This is a genomic window from Pseudomonas sp. SMV71 (assembly GCF_052042015.1).
In the GTDB taxonomy this organism is placed as follows: Bacteria; Pseudomonadota; Gammaproteobacteria; order Pseudomonadales; family Pseudomonadaceae; genus Aquipseudomonas.
In genome coordinates, this window is sequence record NZ_JBKGGU010000021.1 from 36,727 (window position 1) to 56,806 (window position 20,080).

Sequence of the window (20,080 nt, forward strand, 5' to 3'; positions counted from 1 at the left end):
ATCGCGAGCAGGCTCGCTCCCACAGGAAAATAGAAAGCCCCTGACATCGAGAGATGGCAGGGGCTTTTTCGTGATTGGTATCGATCAGTCCCGATCACGCTCCAGCAACGGCTTGAGGTAGTAGCCGGTGTGGGATTGCTTCATCTCGGCCACCTGCTCCGGTGTACCTACGGCGATGATCTGGCCGCCCTTGGAGCCGCCTTCCGGGCCAAGGTCCACCAGCCAATCGGCGGTCTTGATCACGTCCAGGTTGTGCTCGATCACCACCACGGTGTTGCCGTGGTCGCGCAGGCGATGCAGCACATCGAGCAGTTGCTGGATGTCGGCAAAGTGCAGGCCGGTGGTCGGCTCGTCGAGGATGTACAGGGTCTTGCCGGTATCACGCTTGGATAACTCGCGGGACAGCTTGACCCGCTGGGCTTCACCACCGGACAAGGTTGTTGCCGACTGACCGAGCTTGATATACGACAGGCCCACATCCATCAATGTCTGGAGCTTGCGCGCCAGGGCCGGCACTGCATCAAAGAATGCACGAGCTTCTTCGATGGTCATCTCGAGGGTTTCGTGGATATTCTTGCCCTTGTACTTGATCTCCAGTGTCTCGCGGTTGTAACGCTTGCTCTTGCAGACATCGCACGGCACATAGATGTCGGGCAGGAAGTGCATTTCCACCTTGATCAGACCATCGCCCTGGCAAGCTTCGCAGCGCCCGCCCTTGACGTTGAAGGAGAACCGGCCCGGGCCGTAGCCGCGGGAGCGGGATTCCGGCACGCCGGCGAACAGTTCGCGGATCGGCGTGAACAGCCCGGTGTAGGTTGCCGGATTGGAGCGCGGTGTCCGTCCGATCGGGCTCTGGTCGATGTCGACGACCTTGTCCAGATGCTCCAGTCCCTTGATGCTGTCGTGGGCGGCGGCTTCCAGGGTCGTGGCGCCGTTCAGCGCCGTGGCGCTGAGAGGGAACAGGGTGTTGTTGATCAACGTCGACTTGCCTGAACCGGACACGCCTGTGACACAGGTCAGCAGGCCGATGGGGATTTCCAGGTCGACGTTGCGCAAGTTGTTGCCGCGGGCACCCTTGAGGGTCAACGACAGCTTCTTGTTACGCGGTGTGCGCTTGGCCGGGACCTTGATCTTCACCCGGCCCGACAGGTATTTGCCGGTCAGGGAGTCCGGGTGCGCCATGACTTCGGCAGCGGTGCCCTGGGCGACGATGTGCCCGCCGTGCACGCCTGCGCCGGGACCGATGTCCACCACGTAGTCGGCCAGGCGGATCGCATCTTCGTCGTGCTCGACCACGATCACCGTGTTGCCGATGTCCCGCAGGTGCTTCAAGGTCCCGAGCAACCGATCGTTGTCACGCTGATGCAAGCCGATGGACGGCTCATCGAGGATGTACATGACCCCCACCAGGCCGGCGCCGATCTGGCTGGCCAATCGGATACGCTGGGCTTCGCCGCCGGACAGGGTGTCCGCGCTGCGATCCAGGGTCAGGTAGTCCAGACCCACGTTCACCAGGAATTGCAGGCGTTCGCAGATTTCCTTGAGGATTTTGTCGGCAATCTCACCCCGGCGCCCGGTCAGCTTCAGGCCGTCGAAATATTCGGTGGCGTCGCCGATCGGCAGGCTGGTCACCGCCGGCAGGGTCTTTTCACCGACCCATACGTGCCGCGCTTCGCGACGCAGGCGGGTGCCGCGGCAATCCGGGCACGGCTGGGTGCTGAGGAACTTGGCCAGTTCTTCGCGCACGCTGGCCGATTCGGTCTCGCGATAGCGGCGCTCCAGGTTCGGCACGATGCCTTCGAACGGGTGGGAGCGCTTGACGATATCGCCGCGGTCGTTGAGGTACTTGAAGTCGACACTCTGCGAACCACTGCCGTGCAGGATGTATTTCTGCTGGTCGGCAGGCAACTCGTTGAACGGCTTGTCCAGGCTGAACTTGTAATGGGCCGCCAGCGACCCGAGCATCTGGAAGTAATAGACGTTGCGCCGGTCCCAGCCACGAATCGCGCCTTCGGCCAGGGTCAGCTCGCCGTTGACCAGGCGCTTGGTGTCGAAAAACTGCTTCACTCCCAGGCCATCGCAGGTCGGGCAGGCGCCGGCCGGGTTGTTGAAGGAAAACAGCTTGGGTTCCAGTTCGCTGATGGCGTGGCCGCAGATCGGGCAGGCGAAGCGTGCCGAGAAGATGATCTCCTCGCCCGGCTCATCGTCCATCGGCGCCACCAGGGCGATGCCATCGGCCAGTTTCAACGCGGTCTCGAAGGACTCGGCCAGGCGTTGTTGCAGGTCGGCGCGGACCTTGAAGCGGTCGACCACCACATCGATCGAATGCTTCTTCTGTTTATCCAGCTTCGGCAGTTCGTCCAGCTCGCAGAGCTTGCCGTTGACCCGGGCCCGTACGAAACCCTGGGCGCGCAGCTCTTCGAAGACCAACAGGTGTTCACCCTTGCGTTCGCGGACCACGGGCGCCAACAGCATCAACTTGCTGCCTTCGGGCGAGGCCAGCACCAGGTCGACCATCTGGCTGACGGTCTGGGCCTCAAGCGGAATGTCGTGGTCGGGGCAGCGCGGGATACCGACTCGTGCGTACAGCAGGCGCAGGTAGTCGTAGATCTCGGTGATGGTGCCGACGGTCGACCGCGGGTTATGGGAGGTCGACTTCTGTTCGATGGAGATCGCCGGCGACAGGCCTTCGATGGTGTCGACGTCGGGTTTTTCCATCATCGACAGGAACTGCCGGGCGTAGGCCGACAGCGACTCGACATAGCGTCGCTGGCCTTCGGCATACAGCGTGTCGAAAGCCAGCGATGACTTGCCGGATCCGGACAGGCCGGTGATGACGATCAGCTTGTCCCGGGGCAGGGTCAGGTCGATGTTCTTCAGGTTGTGGGTACGGGCCCCACGAATCAGGATCTTGTCCAAAGTGGCCTCGCTCGGCGGGCGTCGAAAACGTAGGAGTATACGGGTAAATACTGGATGGATACACACTATTGAAAGTGAGTTTTGCGCCATACATGAAGACTGCGCGGCAAACGGTCGCCATATACCCCCTCAATCGATGGGACTGGTAGAATCGCCGCCGGTTCACATGAGGTTTTTCCATGCACGATCCCCACAGCGAACGCATGAGCAGCGGCGAGACCCGCGCGGCAAGCGGTCTGGCCCTGGTGTTCGCCTTCCGTATGCTGGGCATGTTCATGGTGTTGCCGGTACTGGCCACCTATGGCATGGACCTGGCGGGCGCGACCCCGGCCCTCATCGGCTTGGCGATTGGCGCCTACGGCCTGACCCAGGCGATTTTCCAGATCCCGTTCGGGATCATTTCCGACCGCATCGGCCGCCGTCCGGTCATCTATCTGGGGCTGGTCGTCTTCGCCCTCGGCAGTGTGCTGGCGGCCAACGCCGACTCGATCTGGGGCGTGATTGCCGGACGCATCCTGCAAGGCGCCGGGGCTATTTCCGCAGCGGTGATGGCGCTTCTGTCAGACCTGACCCGAGAACAGCATCGGACTAAAGCCATGGCGATGATCGGCATGACGATCGGTCTGTCGTTCGCGGTCGCCATGGTCGTAGGACCGCTGCTGACGCGCGCCTTTGGCCTGTCCGGCTTGTTCCTCGCGACCGGGGCCATGGCACTGGTGGGGATTCTGATCGTTGCGTTCATGGTGCCGCGCTCCACCGGGCCGTTGCAGCACCGCGAGTCGGGCGTGGCCCGCCAGGCGCTGATCCCGACTCTCAAACATCCGGACCTGCTGCGCCTGGATCTGGGGATTTTCGTGCTCCACGCCATGCTCATGTCCAGCTTCGTCGCCTTGCCGCTGGCGCTGGTCGAGAAGGCCGGGCTGCCCAAGGAGCAGCACTGGTGGGTGTACCTGACGGCCTTGTTGATTTCGTTCTTCGCCATGATCCCGTTCATCATCTATGGCGAGAAGCGACGCAAAATGAAACGAGTTTTACTCGGCGCGGTCGTGACGCTGATGCTCACTGAGCTATTCTTCTGGCAGTTCGGCGACAGCCTGCGGGCCCTGGTGATCGGCACTGTGGTGTTCTTTACCGCATTCAATCTGCTGGAGGCTTCACTGCCGTCGTTGATCAGCAAGGTTTCACCGGCGGGCGGCAAGGGCACGGCGATGGGGGTCTACTCCACCAGCCAGTTCCTGGGTTCGGCGTTGGGCGGGATCCTCGGCGGCTGGTTGTTCCAGCATGGCGGTCTGTCGGTTGTGTTCCTGGGATGCGCCGCGCTGGCTGCACTTTGGCTGCTTTTTGCTGTTACCATGCGCGAACCTCCGTATGTGACGAGCCTGCGCTTGCCGTTGTCGCCCGAAGCCATCCGCGAAGCAGGCCTGACCGAGCGCCTCAAGGCCGTCGTTGGAGTAACCGATGCAGTGGTGGTCGCCGACGAAGCGGCCGTTTATATCAAACTGGACACCGAATTATTGGATCGTGCGACGCTCGAGCGCCTGGTGAACAACCCGGCCCCGACTGCGTGCGAAGCCTAGGAGAACGTTATGGCCCGTGGGGTTAACAAAGTCATATTGGTCGGTACTTGCGGCCAGGATCCCGAAGTTCGCTATCTGCCGAACGGCAACGCCGTGACGAACCTGAGTCTGGCGACCAGCGAACAGTGGACCGACAAGCAGACCGGCCAGAAGGTCGAGAAGACCGAATGGCACCGCGTGTCGATGTTCGGCAAAGTGGCGGAAATCGCCGGCGAATACTTGCGCAAGGGTTCGCAGGTGTACATCGAAGGCAAGCTGCAGACCCGCGAGTGGGAAAAAGACGGCATCAAGCGCTACACCACTGAAATCATCGTCGACATGCAAGGCACCATGCAGCTGCTGGGTGGCCGTCCACAGGGCGACCAGCAACAAGGTGGCAACAACTACCAGCAGTCCGCCCCGCGCCAGCAGGCGCCGCGTCCACAGTCGGCGCCTCAGCCACAGCGCGAGCGCCCGGCCCCACAACAGGCCGCGCCGCAACCGGCTCCGGATTTCGACAGCTTCGATGACGATATTCCGTTCTAAGACGCAGTCGAGAGCCTCGCTCAAGAAAAAACCGCGCTTCGTTACCGAGGCGCGGTTTTTTTACGCTTGCTGATCAGGCCTTGGCGCTGAGGAACTGCTGCGTACCCACCACGCTCGCATAAGCAAATCCCAGCGCCGCCATGAAGGCTGCATGCACCTGGGCGGCTGGGACAACGACGCCATTGAACTCCAGGTCCAGGGTGGCGCAGGCGTCATGGATCACCGTGACGTCATAACCCAGGTCCGCCGCCGCCCGGGTGACACCGTCGACGCACATATGGCTCATGCTGCCGACGATGACCAGTTGCTCGACACCGAGTTGCTCGAGAATGGCTTGCAGCTCGGTCTCACGGAACGAATTGACGAAGTGCTTGAGCACCACCGGTTCATCGGCGCGGTTGAGTACTTTGGCGTGCAGCTTCGCGCCGTCGGAACCGGGAGTGAAAAACGGGGCGTCGTCGGAGGTGAATTCGTGACGGATGTGCACCACCGGGTCGCCGGTCTGGCGAAAGGCTTCGATGATTTGTGCGGCATTGTCGGCGGCGGCTTCGGCATCGACCAGTGGCCATTTTCCTTGGGGGAAGTAGTCGTTCTGGATATCGACTACGATGAGCGCTTGCTTGGACATGGAGGCTTTCCTTGATCGGATTGGATGTGCGGCCAGTATTGGCGCTTGCCGCCGGTTCGAGGATTGGCCGCAACGACAAAAAGCGAGGGAAAACTGACAATGACGCAGCACAGGGCAGTCGCCGAGTTGGGAATCCTGATTTATCCCGGCGCGCAGTTGGCGGCAGTGCACGGTTTGACCGATCTGTTTGCAGTGGCGGGGCGGATCGCCGGCGAACAGGCCAACGCGCAGCTGCCGCGCTTGCGCGTCAGCCACTGGCGGGCGGGGCAGGGCGAGGCTCCGATGCGCGAATTCGACAGCGAAACCGGGCCGGCCGGTCAGCTGGTCGCGTTGCTGATTCCGCCATCGATTGCCGCGTTCGACGACGGCCTGGCTTGCCCGGCGCTGATGGACTGGTTGCGCACGCTGCACGCCGGCGGCACGGTGTTGGGCGGCGTTTGCGTCGGTTCGATCCTGCTGGCCGAAAGCGGCCTGCTCGACGGGCGCAGCGCCACCACCCATTGGACCTCCGCCAAGGGTTTCGCCGAGCGTTACCCGGCGATCAAGCTCAACGCCGATAAGCCCATCGTCGACGATGGCGACCTGATCACTACCGCCGGACTGATGGCCTGGTCGGAGCTGGGCCTGCGCCTGGTGGATCGCCTGCTCGGCCCGAGCATTGCCACGCGCACCGCGCAGTTCCTGGTGATCGAGCACAGCGACAGTGCAAGCCAGTGCGGCAGCAATTTCGCACCGATCCTCGGGCACGGGGACAAGGCGATTCTCAAGGTCCAGCACTGGTTGCAAGGCAGCGGCGCAGTGGACGTTTCGCTGGGAGCGATGGCCGAGCGGGCCGGGCTGGAAGAGCGCACCTTCCTGCGCCGGTTTCGCGCCGCCACCGGGCTCAAGCCCACCGAGTACTGCCAGCACCTGCGTGTCGGCAAGGCCCGGGAGATGCTCGAGTTCACCAACGGCACCATCGACCACATCGCCTGGACGGTGGGCTATCAGGACCCGAGTGCCTTCCGCGCCACGTTCAAGAAAATCACCGGGATGGCGCCGAGTGACTATCGGGCACGGTTTGGGGTGAGTCCGCCCGCGATCTCAAGGCCACAATAAAGCCCATTGTGGCGAGGGAGCTTGCTCCTGCTGGGCTGCGCAGCGGCCCCTGGTTCGATTTGTGACATTGAGGGGCGCTTCGCACCCCAGCGGGAGCAAGCTCCCTCGCCACGGGGATGTGTTGCTTCGAGGATATCGTGCATTTTGCCGGATCGTGCGGGCCTGTCGTGCAGAATGAAACAGGCCAGGTGCCATCCATTTCACCTCCAACCCGCCGCTGCGTTGATCCTGCGTCCAGTGGCGCGGCGTTGGCCTGATCTCTGCACCCCTTTACCGACAGCCATCGAGCGCAGGAAAAAGGGCAACGCATGACGTCGGTCAATCGCAAGAAAACGGTAATGGCTCATTCGGTCAATCCTCACGCACCGCTCCACGAAGTCGAGACCAATCGGGCGCTGGCCCGCTGGCTGGCGCAGATTCTCGGATGGGAATTCGGCGGCAGTCATGACGGGCAGCAAGCCGTCGCTCCAGATCTGTATTGGCTGCCCACCCAAACCCTGATTGGCACCGAGACCGCGCAGCGCCTGGGCGTGCAAGGGCCGGAGGACTTGTGGGGCGGTTTCGTCGAGCATGATTTCATCTGCACCAAGGCGATCGCCCACGGTCTGTTGAATAAGCACGCGGTGGCGCCAATAGGTTGGTCGCCTTTGTTTGCCAAGCTGACCCGCAGCGCGGTATTGGATGGCGTGACGGTCTTTTCGCTCAAGGACGCACGCCTGGCCGCCGAGCATCTGCTGTACAACGGGGCGATCCGCCTCAAGCCGATCCATGCCTCTGCCGGACGCGACCAGCGGGTCATCGCGAGCCTGGCGCAGTTCGATGAACTGGCCGCTGCGCCCGACGCCCAAGCGACGTTTCGCGATGGTGTGGTGCTGGAGCAGAACCTCAGTGAGGTCAAGACTCAGAGCGTCGGCCAGAGCTTCATCGACGGCTGGGTCTTGAGCTATTGCGGTGTGCAGCACCTGACCCGCGACAGTGAAGGCCTGGAAGTCTACGGCGGCTCGGACTTGCTGGTGGCCCAGGGCGGCTATATCGAACTGCTCAAGCTGGAGCTGCCCGACGATGTACGTGAGGCGGTGCGGCTGGCGCAGGTGTTCGATGACGCAGCGAACCAGGCCTACCCGAACTTTTTCGCGTCCCGGCGCAACTACGACATCGCCCAGGGCCTGGATGTCGGGGGGCAGCCCCGCGGCGGCGTCCTGGAGCAGTCCTGGCGCATGGGCGGGGCCAGCAGTGCCGAGCTGGCGGCATTGCAGGCGTTCGTCGAGGACCCGCAAACCTGCGCCGTGCGGGTGTCCTCGGTGGAGACCTATGTCGACCAACCGCTGCCGCCCGGAGCCCGGGAGGTCTACCGCGGCCCGGCGCACAATGGCGATTTCCTTCTCAAATACGTGACGGTTCATTCCTATGACGGCTAGAAGCGAAACCATTCAGATCGAGATTGACGATGAACGGATGAACGGGACTTTCCTGAGTCCCAAATCCAAGGTCCCCGGCGTGTTGTTCGTGCACGGCTGGGGCGGCAGCCAGGAGCGCGACCTGGAACGGGCCAAGGGCATCGCCGGCCTGGGCTGCGTATGCCTGACCTTCGATTTGCGCGGTCATACCGGTGGGGCGGGAATTCCCCTGTCGCGGGTCACGCGGGAAGACAATCTTCGCGACCTGTTGGCGGCCTATGATCGATTGCTGGCCCATCCGGCCCTCGACACTTCGGCGATTGCCGTGGTGGGCACCAGCTACGGCGGCTACCTGGCCTCGATCCTGACCGCGCTGCGACCGGTGCGCTGGCTGGCCTTGCGAGTGCCGGCGCTGTATCGCGACGAACAATGGAATACGCCTAAGCGCGATCTGGACAAGGCCGACCTGCTGGATTACCGCAGCACCCTGGTGCACGCCGACACCAACCGCGCCTTGCAGGCCTGTTCGAAATTCACCGGTGATGTGCTGTTGGTGGAGTCCGAAACGGATGATCATGTCCCTCACGCCACCATCATGAGCTATCGAGCGGCCTGCCAGCAGACCCATTCGCTGACCCACCGGATCATCGATGGCGCCGACCATGCCTTGAGCGACCCTGTGTCACAACAGGCCTACACCTCGATCCTGGTGGGTTGGATCACGGAAATGGTGGTAGGGGAGCGGTTGAGCATTATTCAGGAGCGGTGATTTTGTAGTGACAATTAGGGCCCTATCGCGAGCAAGCTCGCTCCCACAGGGGAACTCATTTCAAACTGTGGGAGCGAGCTTGCTCCGGGCGGCGATCCGACGATGAGGCCCGTCCAGACGCTCCATTATTCAGATCTTGATGACTTGACCCCAGGCTTCACCCGCAGCGCCTTGGCCTTCGCCTCGATCACCAAGTACATCACCACCGTGATCAACAACGGCAGGATGAAGTAGATCGCCCGGTAAGCAATCAACCCCGCAAGCAGGCTACCCCGCGACACTTCATGCTGCAGCAAGGCGATGAACACCGCCTCCAACACCCCAAGCCCCGCCGGAATATGCGTGATGACCCCGGCGATGCTGCTGATCAGCAGCACCCCGAGCACCACCGGGTATTCCAGTTTGCTGGGCAGCAAGGTGAAGATCACCGCCGCCATCAGCGACCAGTTCAGCGCCCCCAGCGCCAGTTGCAAGACCGCCATGCGCAGTGAGGGCAGGTTGATTTCCATGCCGCGAATGGTCCACGCCCGGCGCTTGGAGAAGCGACAGGCCAGCAGATACCCGGCGCTCGCCAGCAGCAACAGAACGCCCACGCCCTGCAACGCACCGCTGCTCAGTTTCCAGCCCGGCGGCATCGTTACCAGGCCGCTGCTGAACACCGCGCCGGCCAGGGTCATGTAGCCGAACCAGTTCGTTGCCAGGCTCAGTCCGAGGATCTTGGCAATGTTCCCGGTGCTGACCCCCAGCCTCGAATACAGTCGATAGCGCATGGCGATGCCGCCGACCCAGGCGCTGAGGTTGAGGTTGAAGGCGTAGCTGATCACCCCCACGGGCAGGATCTGCCGCCAGCCCAGTTTCTGCCGGATGTAGGTGCGGCCAATCAAGTCGAAGCAGGCGTAGGTGATGAAACTGATGATGGTCAGCCCTGCGGCGATGATCAGTGTGCGCACTTTGAAGTCGGCCAGGGTATCGAACACCTCCGACCAGTCGATGCGCCGAGCCAGGGCGGTGAACAGCACGATCAGCAGCAGGAAGAAGGCCAGGGTCAGCGGTCTTTTCCAGCGGCTCCAGCGCGAGGCGGGCTTGGCCTGGTCCGGCGCTCGGGTGTCCCTTGGCGCGGTCTGCGCTTCAGAGTGGTTCATGGGGTTCGCTCCGGACCGCCGTCGGCGGCGAAAAAGGTTTCAGACGCGGTTTATGGGCCGGCAGCCATCCGGCCCAGGCCGGGAAGTGGCGCAAGAAGTGGAACACCATGAACCCGATGGTCATGCGCCAGATCAGGCCGCGTGGGGCCTGGGCTTCGCGCATGACGGTGCAATGATTGCGGCACAGGTAGTCGAGGCGCTCGTGCAGTTGGCGGTTGAACGTGCGGTCGCGGATCAGCACATTGGCCTCCAGGTTCAAGGACAGGCTCAAGGGGTCGAGGTTGCTAGAACCCACGGTGCTCCAGTCCTCGTCCACCAGCGCGACCTTGCCGTGCAGCGGCCGTTCGCAGTATTCGTAGATCACCACGCCGGCCTTGAGCAGATAGCTGTAGAGCATCCGCGCCGCGAGCTTGGCGATCATCATGTCCGGCTGGCCCTGCAGGATCAGGCTGACTTCCACGCCGCGCCGCGCCGCATTGCGCATCTCCCGCAACAGCCGATAACCGGGGAAGAAATACGCGTTGGCGATCATCACCCGGCGCTGGGCGCTGCGCAGCACTTGCAGGTAGACCTCTTCGATGTCGGTCTGGTGATCATGGTTGTCGCGATAGACCAGGCGCACCTGGCCGTCGTGATCGCTGAACGCCAACTCGCTGCGCCGGCTGCGGCGTCGCTGCCACCAGTATTTGGCCCGGGCCGGACGACCGCTCTGCATCAAGGCGAAATGGTGGATATCAACCACCGCCGGACCTTTGATCTCGACCGAATAGTCCTGTTTGGCCTCGGGGCCGAAATCGCCCAAGTGGTCGGCTGAGAAGTTGATCCCGCCGATGAACGCGATCACTCCGTCGATCACCACCACCTTGCGGTGCAGGCGGCGGAACCAGTTGGTGCGAATGCCCAAGTGGAGGGGCGCGGGGTCGAACATTTGCAGGCGCACACCGGCATCGTTCAACGACGCCAGGAAGTTGGGCGTCAGCTCGCCGCAGCCGAAGCCGTCCAGGCTGAGGGTGACGCGCACGCCGCGTTGGGCGGCGTCCACCAACAGGTCGCGCAGTTCGTTGCCGACCTTGTCTTCGAACAGGATGAAAGTCTCAATGAGAATTTCCTTTTCGGCCCGGCGAATGGCCTCGAAGACTCGTGGAAAATACTCTTCGCCGTTTTCCAGCAGCGTGACGCGGTTATTGCCGTGCCAGCCATATTCGACATCGACCAGCGCCGGGTTGCGCTCGGTGGGTGGCGCCTCGACCTGTTCCACCGTCGCCTTGTTCATCGTCGCGCTCATAATTCGATCTCCACCGACAGCGGGGCATGGTCTGACAGGTGCGACCAGGGGCGTACGCTCAACACCTGGGGTTGGCGGGCCTTGAGGTTGCGCACGTAGATGCGGTCCAGGCGCAGCATCGGCAGGCGCGCCGGAAAACTGCGGGCCGGCTTGCCCCAGTGTTCGGCGAACACCTCGCGCAGCCCACAGGGCTGTAGCAAGGCGCTGGCCTTGCCGCGCCAGTCGTTGAAGTCACCGGCGACGATCACCGGGGCATCGGCTGGCAGTTCGCTCAAGCGTTTGCACAGCAGCTTGAGTTGTTCGACCCGATGGCCTTCGCGCAGCCCCAGGTGCACACAGATCGCATGGACTTGCTGGCCTTCGACGCCCGGCAGCCGCAGTACGCTGTGGAGCATGCCGCGGCTTTCGTGGCCGCTGATGGACACGTCGAGGTTGTCGTGGCGAATGATCTGGAATTTCGACAGCAAGGCGTTGCCGTGGTCACCCTCCGGATACACCGCGTTGCGTCCATAGGCGAATTGCGGCCAGAGGCTGTCGGCGAGGAACTCGTATTGCGGCATGCTCGGCCAGTTGCTGTAGCGCTGGGGGTGGTGTTCGTGAGTGCCGTGGACTTCCTGCAGAAACACCACGTCGGCGGCCACGCTGCGCACCGCTTCGCGCAATTCCGGGAGGATAAAGCGGCGGTTCAGGGCGGTGAAGCCTTTGTGGGTGTTGACCGTCAGTACGGTGAAGCGATTGACCGGGGCAAGGTCCTGGTTCACGGGCTGGGTCGGCTCGCGGGTGGTCTCGGTGGACTGCCGGCTGCTCATGACAATACCCCCTCGGCCGGGCTGACTCCGGGCGCAGTGGCGAGGTCTTTGTCCAGTTCGAAGCGGTGCAGCAAGTGACGCGCGTCATAGGGAGCGCGGACCTTGATGTCGTTGTCGAAATAGCAGAACACCTCGCGGCTCTTGCGCGCCCGGGGCTTCTTTTCCGGATCGATCAGTTGCGCGTCATCCGGTTGCGTGCCGTGGCTCCAGGCTTCGATCCGGTCGCCCCAGCGTTTCAACGCTTCGTCGGTGTAGCCGCTGGCATACAGCTCTTCGGCACCGTGCAGGCGGATGTAGATGAAGTCACTGGTGACATCTTCGCGATAAGGCCATTTGCCGGCGGTGTCGGCGATCACCAGGGCCACGTCATAGCGCCTGAGCAGGGTCACGAAGTGCGGGTCGATGAAGCTCTGATGGCGGATCTCGACGGCATGGCGCAATGGGCGCTTTTTATCGGCACGGGTGCTGGCGTGGTCGTCCAGGCGCGGTTCGTGCTCGCGTGCCAGTGCCGCGGCGCCTTCTGTGTCGTGGGGCAGTTGCTTGAGAAAGTCTTCGAACAGCTCGGGGTCGAATTTGAAGCTCGGTGGGAACTGCCAGAGGATCGGGCCGAGTTTTTCCTTGAGCTCCAGCACTCCTGAGGCGAAGAAATTGGCCAACGGTTTATGGACGTCACGCAAGCGTTTGATATGGGTGATAAAGCGTGGCGCCTTGACGCTGAAGACGAAGCCGGACGGCGTCTCGGCGTACCACTGCGCATACCGTTCGGGACGTTGCAGGGCGTAGAACGATCCATTGATTTCGATGCTGTTGACTGCACGCGAGGCGAATTGCAATTCCCGCTTCTGGGTCAGCCCCTTGGGATAGAAATCACCGCGCCAAGGCGTGTAGCGCCAACCGGAAATGCCAATGTGGATCGCCGTCATGTGTCCCTCCCGTGCCAATGACCTCGTACTGCCTGTGTCTTGTGATGACTGTCGGGCGGGGCGGAAAGTTTCGCTGGATTGCTCGGCGGTGGGGCCTGGTGCGGTTCTCGTGGCGAGGGAGCTTGCTCCCGCTGGGCTGCGCAGCAGCCCCGGAAAAACAGGGCCGCTGCGCGCCCCAGCGGGAGCAAGCTCCCTCGCCACAGGGTCTGGTGTTGATCCTGGGAGCGAACTTGCCCGCCCGATAGGGATCAGTTCCTTACCGCCCCCTGCGTAGGAGCCTCGCGTTTTGTCTCGATTGACTGCTGCATTGCTGCTGGTCCTGCTGACACTGACCGGCAACGTCGCCTTCGCAACGGCTGCCGTTCCCGGTACGCCCGCTTCCAGCGAGACCCCGACCGAACCCGAGCCGCTGGTGCAGGGCGGATTGCTCGGTGCCATCAGTTCGAGCATCGACGACGTCCAGGACAAGCTCGAACTGAACCAGAGCCTGGTGAATGCCTGGCGTCTGCGGGCGGATCGGGCGGCGGACGAGGTGGATCGGCTGGTGGACCAGACCTCCCGTTCTTCCTGGCGCGTAGCCGGCGATTTCATGCTGCTGTCCGGCGTCTGGCTGGGGACGTTTGCGCTGATCTGGACCGGCGCCCGCCTGCTGATGCGACGCCTCGGCCCGGGGCGTTGGCTGCGCAGCCGCCGGCGCATTCGCGACCTGCTCGGCTACCTGTTGCCCTACACGCTCCCGGCATTGGTGTGCCTGCCGTTGACGCTGTACGTCAGCCACTTTCTGCAAGTTTCGGTCGGGCGCGCCCTGGCGCTGTGTTTCGCCTACGCCACCAGCAGCGGCATTTTCTCCACCTCGGTGCTGCTCTGCGTGATCGTGATGTTCAACGCCGGGCACAAGCGCCGGGCAGTGTCGATCATCCGCCGCTTCAGCCCGCGGCCGTTGTTTCTGATCGGCTTTCTCGCGGCCCTCAGCGATGCGCTGACCAGCCCGCAGATCGCCCGACAACTGGGTGGCAATATCACCAGCAGTGTCGCGGTGTTCACCGGACTGTTCGCTTCGGTGATCTTCGGCTGGCTGGTGATTCGCATGCGCCGCCCGGTGGCGCATCTGATCCGCAACCGGCCGCTGGCGCAACGCCTGAAACAGCCGGCCTTGCAGGAGTCGCTGCGGATTTTCTCGGGTTTGTGGAACTGGCCGATCCTGCTGATGGTGCTGGTCTCGGCGGTGAGCCTGATCGGCGTCGGCGAAGATAACCAGAAGGCCCTGCGCTGCGCGTTGTTCACCACCATCCTGCTGATCGCCACGGTGTTTCTCAGTACGGTGTTCCAGCAGGTGTTCAAGTCTCCCCGGTTCGAGACGGTCCAGCGCAACAGCGCCTACAAAGGCCGGTTGCTGAGCCTGGCGCATGCCTTGCTGCGGATTGTCATGGCGGTGGCGTTCATTGAAATCCTCGGGCGGATCTGGGGAATCTCGCTGTTCGAGTTCGCGTCGCGCAATGCGGTAGGGCGGGCGATCAGTGATTCATTGAGCCGCATCGGCCTGATCTTCCTGGTGACCTGGCTGACCTGGGTGGTGCTCGACACGGCGATCCAGGAAGCCCTCAAGCCGCCGCTGAACAAACGCGGAGCCCGCCAGCCGAGCACGCGGGTCAAGACCATCCTGCCGTTGCTGCGCAATGCCGCGAAAATCATCCTGGTGGTGATCTGCGCGATCACCACCATGGCCAACCTGGGCATCAACGTCGCGCCACTGCTGGCCGGCGCCGGGGTGGTGGGCCTGGCCATCGGCTTCGGTTCACAGCAACTGGTGCAGGACGTGATTACCGGATTGTTCATCATCATCGAAGACACCCTGTCCGTCGGCGATTGGGTGGTGCTCAGTTCCGGCCACGCCGGTACCGTCGAGGGCTTGACCATCCGCACCCTGCGCCTGCGCGACGGCAAGGGCTTCGTCCACTCGGTGCCGTTCGGCCAGATCAAGGCCGTGACCAACCAATCCCGGCAATTCGCCTTCGCGTTCTTCTCGGTGCAGTTCACCTACGACAGCGATGTGGACCAGGCCATCGAGCTGATTCGCGAAGCCGGGCGCTCGATCTCGGAGGACCCGTTCCTCAAGTTCAACCTGCAGGGGCCGCTGGATGTGTTTGGGGTGGATCGGATGGACCTCAATGGCGTGGTGCTGACTGCGCAGTTCCGTACCGTCTCCGGCGGGCAATATGCAGTGAGCCGGGCGTTCAACCAACGGCTGAAGAAACTGGTGGATGAGAACCCGGCGGTCCATTTCGCGCAGACTTATCCACAACAGGTGGTAATGCCGCAGCGGTTGGTGGGGGAGCCGAGAGGCGGGGACGAGGTGCCTGGTCAAGCGCATTGAAGGGCCGGGCCTTCGGGTGGGGCGTAGGGCCTCATCGCGAGCAGGCTCGCTCCCACAGGTGATCGCATTCTTGCTGAAGGAACTCAGTCCACTGTGGGAGGGAGCCTGCTCGCGATGAGGCCGGTCCAGCCACCCTCAACCTTTCTGAATCAGCCTGCTGCGCACCTCAGCCATCCCCTGCTGATCCAATTCCATCCAGAAAACCGGTTTGCCAGCGATCAGCGCCGCCGCAGGCACTCCATCGCGGTACACCAACCTGTTACTGGCCAACGCCGGCACTTTCGCCCCCGGCAGCAGAGTCCCGGCCAGGTTCAGCGGGTCGACGCCACACACCACGATCAGGCTGTTGTCGGTGGGCCGTCGGCGCACCTCGCGCAGTAGCGGGATCGCTTCGGGCAGGGCGAACTGCTCGCCCGCCAGCCCACTGACGAAACGCCCGCCGCGAATCTCTCCCCGAGCCTCCAGCCGATGGAAGGTGCGCAGCAGTTCGCGCCAGCTCGGCAGCCAATCGGCTTCCCGTTCGAGCAAGCGCCAGAACACCACGCCGTAGCGGCGCAGCAAGCTCATGGCGATGTGTTCCAGGGTTTCGGGCGGGGTCGGCGCCGGGCGGTTGCTTTCAACAGCGGCGGATGCATTGCGGCGCAACAAGGCCCAGCGCCCAGCGTCATCCATGCCGCCGACAAATGCTCCACGTCCGCGTCGACTGCTGCGGGCCTGGCGTTTGCTGGCCGGGGTGATCAGCGCTCGCAGGCCGGCGAAGCTGTCGGCGTTCACCCGCCCGGCACCCACCAGTTCCTGCAAGGCGATTTCCAGCTCGGCGCGCAGCAGATGAGCCTCGTGCAGCAGTTCATCAAAAAACAGTGCGCCATGTTCGCTCAGGGCCTGATGGACTTTTTGCGTCTTGAGCGACAGTTCTTCCAGGGGCGTCTGTTCGGCCAGGCTGCTCCATAGGCCGACCTGGCTGCGCGGCAGCAACACCACTGGTGTGCTGCGCAGCGCGCTGGCCGAAAGCTTTTGTCGGGCGCTCAGGCGCGTCCAGACCAGCCGGCCGCTGCGGCACAACTCATCGAGCCAGGTGGGCGAGTAGTCCTTGATCCGCGCCGGCAGCAAGTCGCTGTCCCAGGCCGAGGCGGCGGCCGGGTAGCCTTCGAATTGGCTGACGATTGACGGCAGCACGGCGTTGCCTCGGCCTTGGGTCGATGTGGAAAGGTGCTGCCAGTCGAACAGGAATCGCATGAAGTCTTGCAACATCACCGGCTCGATTTCCTGTCGCAGGCGCTTGACCGTGTAGCGATGGATACGCGCCAGCAAATGCCGCTCGCACCATTCTTCCTGGCCGGTGCCCGGCGTGAAGCGACCGCGCAATACGTAGCCTTGCTGTTCCAGGTGAGCCAGGGCCTGGGTGACTGGCGGCGTCGACAGACCCAGCGGGTAGGCAATGGCCTTCAGCGGCAGCGGCCCGAACGCACTGAGCCGGGCGCGGAGCACTTCCACCACGGCTTCGTCGCTGTCCCAGGCTTCATCGAAACCGGCCAGCGGCGTCAGTGGCGGCTGCCATTGGGCCTGTGGATAAATGGCTTGCAGGCAGGTCAGGCGTTCCAAGGCCACCCATAAACCGCGCTCGGCGCTGATCTGTATGTGGCTGGCGCGACCACGCTCGGCCAGCGTGCGCAACCAGTCCAGCCAGGGCCCGTGGGCGCTGGCTTCGCTGTCGGCGATGCAGGCCAGGCTCATCAGCGCTTCGTGCATTTCATCGAGGTTGGTCGGCGTCGGCCAGGCTTCTTCGCGCACCGACTGGATGGCCTCGGCGTCCAGTGCGCCGAGGTCGTCGGTGGACTGTGGGTCGCTCCAGCGCCGGTTGATCACCGCCTGGGTGCGCCGTTCTTCCAGTGGCGCGTCGTCGAGGAAGGTATAGGGCCGGGCACTGAGGATCTCCGCCGCCAGGGGCGAGGGCGCCGGCAGGTCGCGGCTGATCAGCCGAACCTCGCCCGCTTCCATGCGCCGCAGCAGGGCCAGCCAGCCTTCGCTGTCCATGGCTTCGTGCAGGCAATCGTCGAGGGTCTGCTCCACCAGAGGGTGATTGGGAATCTCCCGTTCACCGGCGAGGTTTTCCAGGCAGGCGATCTGGTCCGGGAACACGCTGGCGATCAGGTCTTCGCTTTTCATCCGCTGGATCTGCGGTGCGACCTTGCGCCCGCCGGTATAACGCGGCAGTGCCAGGGCCACGCCGGCGTTCCAGCGCCAGCGCACGCCGAACAGCGGCGCATCCAGCACCGCCTGGACCAGGATCTGTTCGGCGCTGTGGCTGTTGAGGTAGCGCCAGACTTCGTCGAGCTCGAAGCTATGGCTGGTGGACAGCGACAACACGATGGCGTCTTCGCTGGCGGCGGCTTGCAGTTCGAAATTGAAGGTGCGACAGAAACGCTTGCGCAAAGCCAGGCCCCAGGCGCGGTTGATGCGGCTGCCGAAGGGCGTGTGGATAATCAGTTGCGTGCCGCCAGACTCATCGAAGAAGCGCTCCATCAGCAACGTGTCCTGGGACGGCAAGGCGCCGAAGGCCCGGCGTGCCGGCGCCAGGTAATCGAGCAGTTGTTCGGCACTCGGCAGATTCAGCTGCAAGGTGCCGGTCAGCCAGTCCAGCGCCGGTTGCAGATCGCCCGGCGTGGCATCAAGCAGTGCGTCCAGCTGGGCTTGCAGGCGCGCCACCGCCACCGACAGCTCAGCGCTACGCCCTGGGGCTTCGCCGAGCCAGAACGGGATGGTCGGCGGCTGGCCTTGGGCATCCTCGACCCGTACGCGACCGGTCTCGACGCGAATGATCCGGTAGGAGGTATTGCCGAGCTGGAACACGTCGCCGGCAATGCTCTCCACCGCGAAATCTTCGTTGACGCTGCCAATGTTCAAGCCCTGGGGTTCGAGCAGCACACTGTAGTCGGCGTTATCCGGAATGGTCCCGCCGCTGGTCACGGCGGTCAGCTTACTGCCGCGGCGTCCGCGCAGGGTGCGGGTGACGGCATCGCGGTGCAGGTAGGCGCTGCGCACGCCCTGGCGACCGTTGAGGCCCTCGGCGAGCATTTGCAGCAAGGCCTGGTAATGGCCTTCATCCAATTCAGCATAGGGCGCGGCGCGGCGGAACATCTGCAGGAGCGCCTGTTCCTGCCATTCCTGGCAGCTCACTTCGGCGACGATCTGCTGGGCTAGCACGTCCAGCGGTGCCTTGGGGATGTGCAGGATGTCCAGCTCGCCACGGCGCACGCAGTCGAGCAGGGCGGCGCATTCGATCAGATCGTCGCGGGTGGTGGCGAACAACCGGCCCTTGGGTGTACCGCCGACGTGGTGCCCGGAGCGTCCGACCCGTTGCAGGAACGCCGAGATCGAACGGGGCGAGGCGATCTGGCACACCAGGTCGACATCGCCGATGTCGATGCCCAGTTCCAGCGAGGCGGTGGCGATCAGCACCTGCAATTCGCCGCGCTTGAGCCGTTGCTCGGCGTCGAGGCGAAACTCCTTCGCCAGGCTGCCGTGATGGGCCGCCACCGCGTCTTTGCCCAGGCGCTCGCTCAAATGCCGGCTCAAGCGTTCGGCCAGGCGTCTGGTGTTGACGAATACCAGGGTGGTGCGGTGTTCCCGGGCCAGTTCGGCCAGACGGTTGTAGACCAGCTCCCAGACATCGTTGGCCATCACCGCCGACAGCGGCACCGGTGGCACCTCGATGTCCAGATCCCGCGGGCGCGCATGGCCGATGTCGACGATGTCGCAGGTTCGCCCTTCGCCCACCAGGAAACGCGAAACCGCTTCGATGGGTTTCTGCGTGGCGGACAGGCCGATCCGTACCAACGGTTCAGCGCACAGCGCTTGCAGGCGTTCCAGGCTCAAGGCCAGGTGGCTGCCGCGCTTGCTGGCGGCGATGGCGTGGATTTCGTCGACGATGACTGTGCGGGTGCTGGCGAGCATCTGCCGACCGGAATCCGAGCCGAGCAGCACGTAGAGCGATTCGGGCGTAGTCACCAGGATGTGCGGCGCGTTCTTGCGCATGGCCGAGCGGTCTTTCTGTGGGGTATCGCCGGTGCGCACGGCGGTGGTGATGTGCAGCGGCGGCAGGTCCATTTGTCGCAGCTGTTCGGTGATCCCGGCCAGCGGGTTTTGCAGGTTGATCTGGATGTCGTTGCTCAAGGCCTTGAGCGGCGAGACGTAGACCACCAGGGTCTGGTCCGGCAAGCCGCCCTGTTCCAGGCCGCGATGCACCAGATCGTCGAGCACCGCGAGAAACGCCGTCAGCGTCTTGCCTGAACCGGTGGGCGCGGCCACCAGGGTCGAACGGCGCTGACTGATCAACGGCCACGCCTGGGCCTGGGCGGCCGTGACCGCCGGGAATGTCTGGCTGAACCAGGCGCGCACGGCAGGGTGAAAGCCCGCCATGGCGTGGTCGGCTGCGAGGGGCAGATTCATAGGAGCAGTTATGCGGGTGGGGTGGGGAAGATGCAAGTACCGATCGGGATCTCCGTTACCAGGTAGGGCCTCATCGCGAGCAAGCTCGCTCCCACAGTCAACCGAGTTTCGTCAGACAACATGCAGTCGAATGTGGGAGCGAGCCTGCTCGCGATAGGGCCGTCGAGCCGAACCCGAACCCACGA

Annotated in this window: 13 protein-coding genes; 6 read left to right on the plus strand and 7 right to left on the minus strand. The window is 63.6% G+C overall.

Annotated features, from left to right (window positions below; translation table 11 throughout):
- Positions 1 to 84 precede the first annotated feature (84 nt).
- Entirely contained in the window at positions 85 to 2,919 is a 2,835-nt protein-coding gene (gene uvrA / locus ACLEJQ_RS20470; protein ID WP_440797849.1) for an excinuclease ABC subunit UvrA, read from the minus strand.
- A 179-nt stretch (positions 2,920 to 3,098) separates the two neighbouring features.
- Between uvrA and ACLEJQ_RS20475 the strand changes: the two genes are divergently transcribed.
- Both ACLEJQ_RS20475 and ACLEJQ_RS20480 read left to right on the plus strand, forming a co-directional pair.
- Positions 3,099 to 4,496, plus strand: coding sequence for an MFS transporter (locus ACLEJQ_RS20475; protein WP_440797851.1), 1,398 nt, complete (start codon positions 3,099 to 3,101; stop codon positions 4,494 to 4,496).
- A gap of 9 nt (positions 4,497 to 4,505) precedes the next feature.
- Positions 4,506 to 5,021 (plus strand): single-stranded DNA-binding protein, encoded by a 516-nt coding sequence (locus ACLEJQ_RS20480; RefSeq protein ID WP_053151937.1) that lies wholly within the window; start codon positions 4,506 to 4,508, stop codon positions 5,019 to 5,021.
- A 73-nt stretch (positions 5,022 to 5,094) separates the two neighbouring features.
- On the opposite strand, the gene ACLEJQ_RS20485 is transcribed toward ACLEJQ_RS20480, so the two are convergent.
- Positions 5,095 to 5,649, minus strand: a complete 555-nt coding sequence (locus tag ACLEJQ_RS20485; RefSeq protein WP_440797853.1) for a cysteine hydrolase family protein — start codon at positions 5,647 to 5,649, stop codon at positions 5,095 to 5,097.
- Between the two features lie 99 nt (positions 5,650 to 5,748).
- On the opposite strand from ACLEJQ_RS20485, the gene ACLEJQ_RS20490 reads away from it, so the two are divergent.
- From ACLEJQ_RS20490 to ACLEJQ_RS20500, 3 genes are all read left to right on the plus strand, one after another.
- Positions 5,749 to 6,747 carry a GlxA family transcriptional regulator gene (locus ACLEJQ_RS20490; RefSeq protein ID WP_440797854.1) on the plus strand — a complete coding sequence of 333 codons (999 nt, stop codon included), beginning with the start codon at positions 5,749 to 5,751 and terminating at the stop codon, positions 6,745 to 6,747.
- A gap of 308 nt (positions 6,748 to 7,055) precedes the next feature.
- Positions 7,056 to 8,165 carry a DUF3182 family protein gene (locus ACLEJQ_RS20495; RefSeq protein ID WP_440797856.1) on the plus strand — a complete coding sequence of 370 codons (1,110 nt, stop codon included), beginning with the start codon at positions 7,056 to 7,058 and terminating at the stop codon, positions 8,163 to 8,165.
- Positions 8,155 to 8,913: an alpha/beta hydrolase family protein gene (locus ACLEJQ_RS20500; protein ID WP_440797858.1), complete on the plus strand. Its 759-nt coding sequence runs from the start codon at positions 8,155 to 8,157 to the stop codon at positions 8,911 to 8,913. The genes ACLEJQ_RS20495 and ACLEJQ_RS20500 overlap by 11 nt, the downstream gene beginning before the upstream one ends.
- Before the next feature lie 125 nt (positions 8,914 to 9,038).
- On the opposite strand, the gene ACLEJQ_RS20505 is transcribed toward ACLEJQ_RS20500, so the two are convergent.
- The 4 genes from ACLEJQ_RS20505 to ACLEJQ_RS20520 are packed head-to-tail and all read right to left on the minus strand — an operon-like array spanning position 9,039 to position 13,072.
- Complete coding sequence (locus tag ACLEJQ_RS20505; protein ID WP_440797860.1) at positions 9,039 to 10,055, minus strand: lysylphosphatidylglycerol synthase domain-containing protein; 1,017 nt, start codon at positions 10,053 to 10,055, stop codon at positions 9,039 to 9,041.
- Positions 10,042 to 11,340 carry a cardiolipin synthase ClsB gene (gene clsB / locus ACLEJQ_RS20510; protein ID WP_440797862.1) on the minus strand — a complete coding sequence of 433 codons (1,299 nt, stop codon included), beginning with the start codon at positions 11,338 to 11,340 and terminating at the stop codon, positions 10,042 to 10,044. Before clsB ends, ACLEJQ_RS20505 begins: the two co-directional genes overlap by 14 nt.
- A complete protein-coding gene (locus tag ACLEJQ_RS20515) occupies positions 11,337 to 12,149 on the minus strand; it encodes an endonuclease/exonuclease/phosphatase family protein (RefSeq protein WP_440797864.1) in 813 nt (270 codons plus the stop codon). Before ACLEJQ_RS20515 ends, clsB begins: the two co-directional genes overlap by 4 nt.
- The gene (locus ACLEJQ_RS20520) at positions 12,146 to 13,072 is read right to left on the minus strand and encodes a DUF72 domain-containing protein (protein WP_440797866.1); all 927 of its coding nucleotides are present in this window, start codon (positions 13,070 to 13,072) and stop codon (positions 12,146 to 12,148) included. The genes ACLEJQ_RS20515 and ACLEJQ_RS20520 overlap by 4 nt, the downstream gene beginning before the upstream one ends.
- 286 nt (positions 13,073 to 13,358) lie before the next feature.
- Here ACLEJQ_RS20520 and ACLEJQ_RS20525 point away from each other — a divergent pair, with 286 nt between their 5' ends.
- Positions 13,359 to 15,446 (plus strand): mechanosensitive ion channel family protein, encoded by a 2,088-nt coding sequence (locus ACLEJQ_RS20525; RefSeq protein WP_440797868.1) that lies wholly within the window; start codon positions 13,359 to 13,361, stop codon positions 15,444 to 15,446.
- 135 nt (positions 15,447 to 15,581) lie between these two features.
- On the opposite strand, the gene ACLEJQ_RS20530 is transcribed toward ACLEJQ_RS20525, so the two are convergent.
- Positions 15,582 to 19,895 carry an Lhr family helicase gene (locus tag ACLEJQ_RS20530; protein WP_440797870.1) on the minus strand — a complete coding sequence of 1,438 codons (4,314 nt, stop codon included), beginning with the start codon at positions 19,893 to 19,895 and terminating at the stop codon, positions 15,582 to 15,584.
- Positions 19,896 to 20,080 lie beyond the last annotated feature (185 nt).

What these genes read in the sequence shown, in the direction of transcription:
- ACLEJQ_RS20475 (WP_440797851.1), top strand. Translation starts at nt 3,099, where the DNA reads ATGCACGATCCCCACAGCGAACGCATGAGCAGCGGCGAGACCCGCGCG.
- ACLEJQ_RS20480 (WP_053151937.1), top strand. Translation starts at nt 4,506, where the DNA reads ATGGCCCGTGGGGTTAACAAAGTCATATTGGTCGGTACTTGCGGCCAG.
- ACLEJQ_RS20485 (WP_440797853.1), bottom strand. Translation starts at nt 5,649, where the DNA reads ATGTCCAAGCAAGCGCTCATCGTAGTCGATATCCAGAACGACTACTTC.
- ACLEJQ_RS20490 (WP_440797854.1), top strand. Translation starts at nt 5,749, where the DNA reads ATGACGCAGCACAGGGCAGTCGCCGAGTTGGGAATCCTGATTTATCCC.
- ACLEJQ_RS20495 (WP_440797856.1), top strand. Translation starts at nt 7,056, where the DNA reads ATGACGTCGGTCAATCGCAAGAAAACGGTAATGGCTCATTCGGTCAAT.
- ACLEJQ_RS20500 (WP_440797858.1), top strand. Translation starts at nt 8,155, where the DNA reads ATGACGGCTAGAAGCGAAACCATTCAGATCGAGATTGACGATGAACGG.
- ACLEJQ_RS20505 (WP_440797860.1), bottom strand. Translation starts at nt 10,055, where the DNA reads ATGAACCACTCTGAAGCGCAGACCGCGCCAAGGGACACCCGAGCGCCG.
- clsB (WP_440797862.1), bottom strand. Translation starts at nt 11,340, where the DNA reads ATGAGCGCGACGATGAACAAGGCGACGGTGGAACAGGTCGAGGCGCCA.
- ACLEJQ_RS20515 (WP_440797864.1), bottom strand. Translation starts at nt 12,149, where the DNA reads ATGAGCAGCCGGCAGTCCACCGAGACCACCCGCGAGCCGACCCAGCCC.
- ACLEJQ_RS20520 (WP_440797866.1), bottom strand. Translation starts at nt 13,072, where the DNA reads ATGACGGCGATCCACATTGGCATTTCCGGTTGGCGCTACACGCCTTGG.
- ACLEJQ_RS20530 (WP_440797870.1), bottom strand. Translation starts at nt 19,895, where the DNA reads ATGAATCTGCCCCTCGCAGCCGACCACGCCATGGCGGGCTTTCACCCT.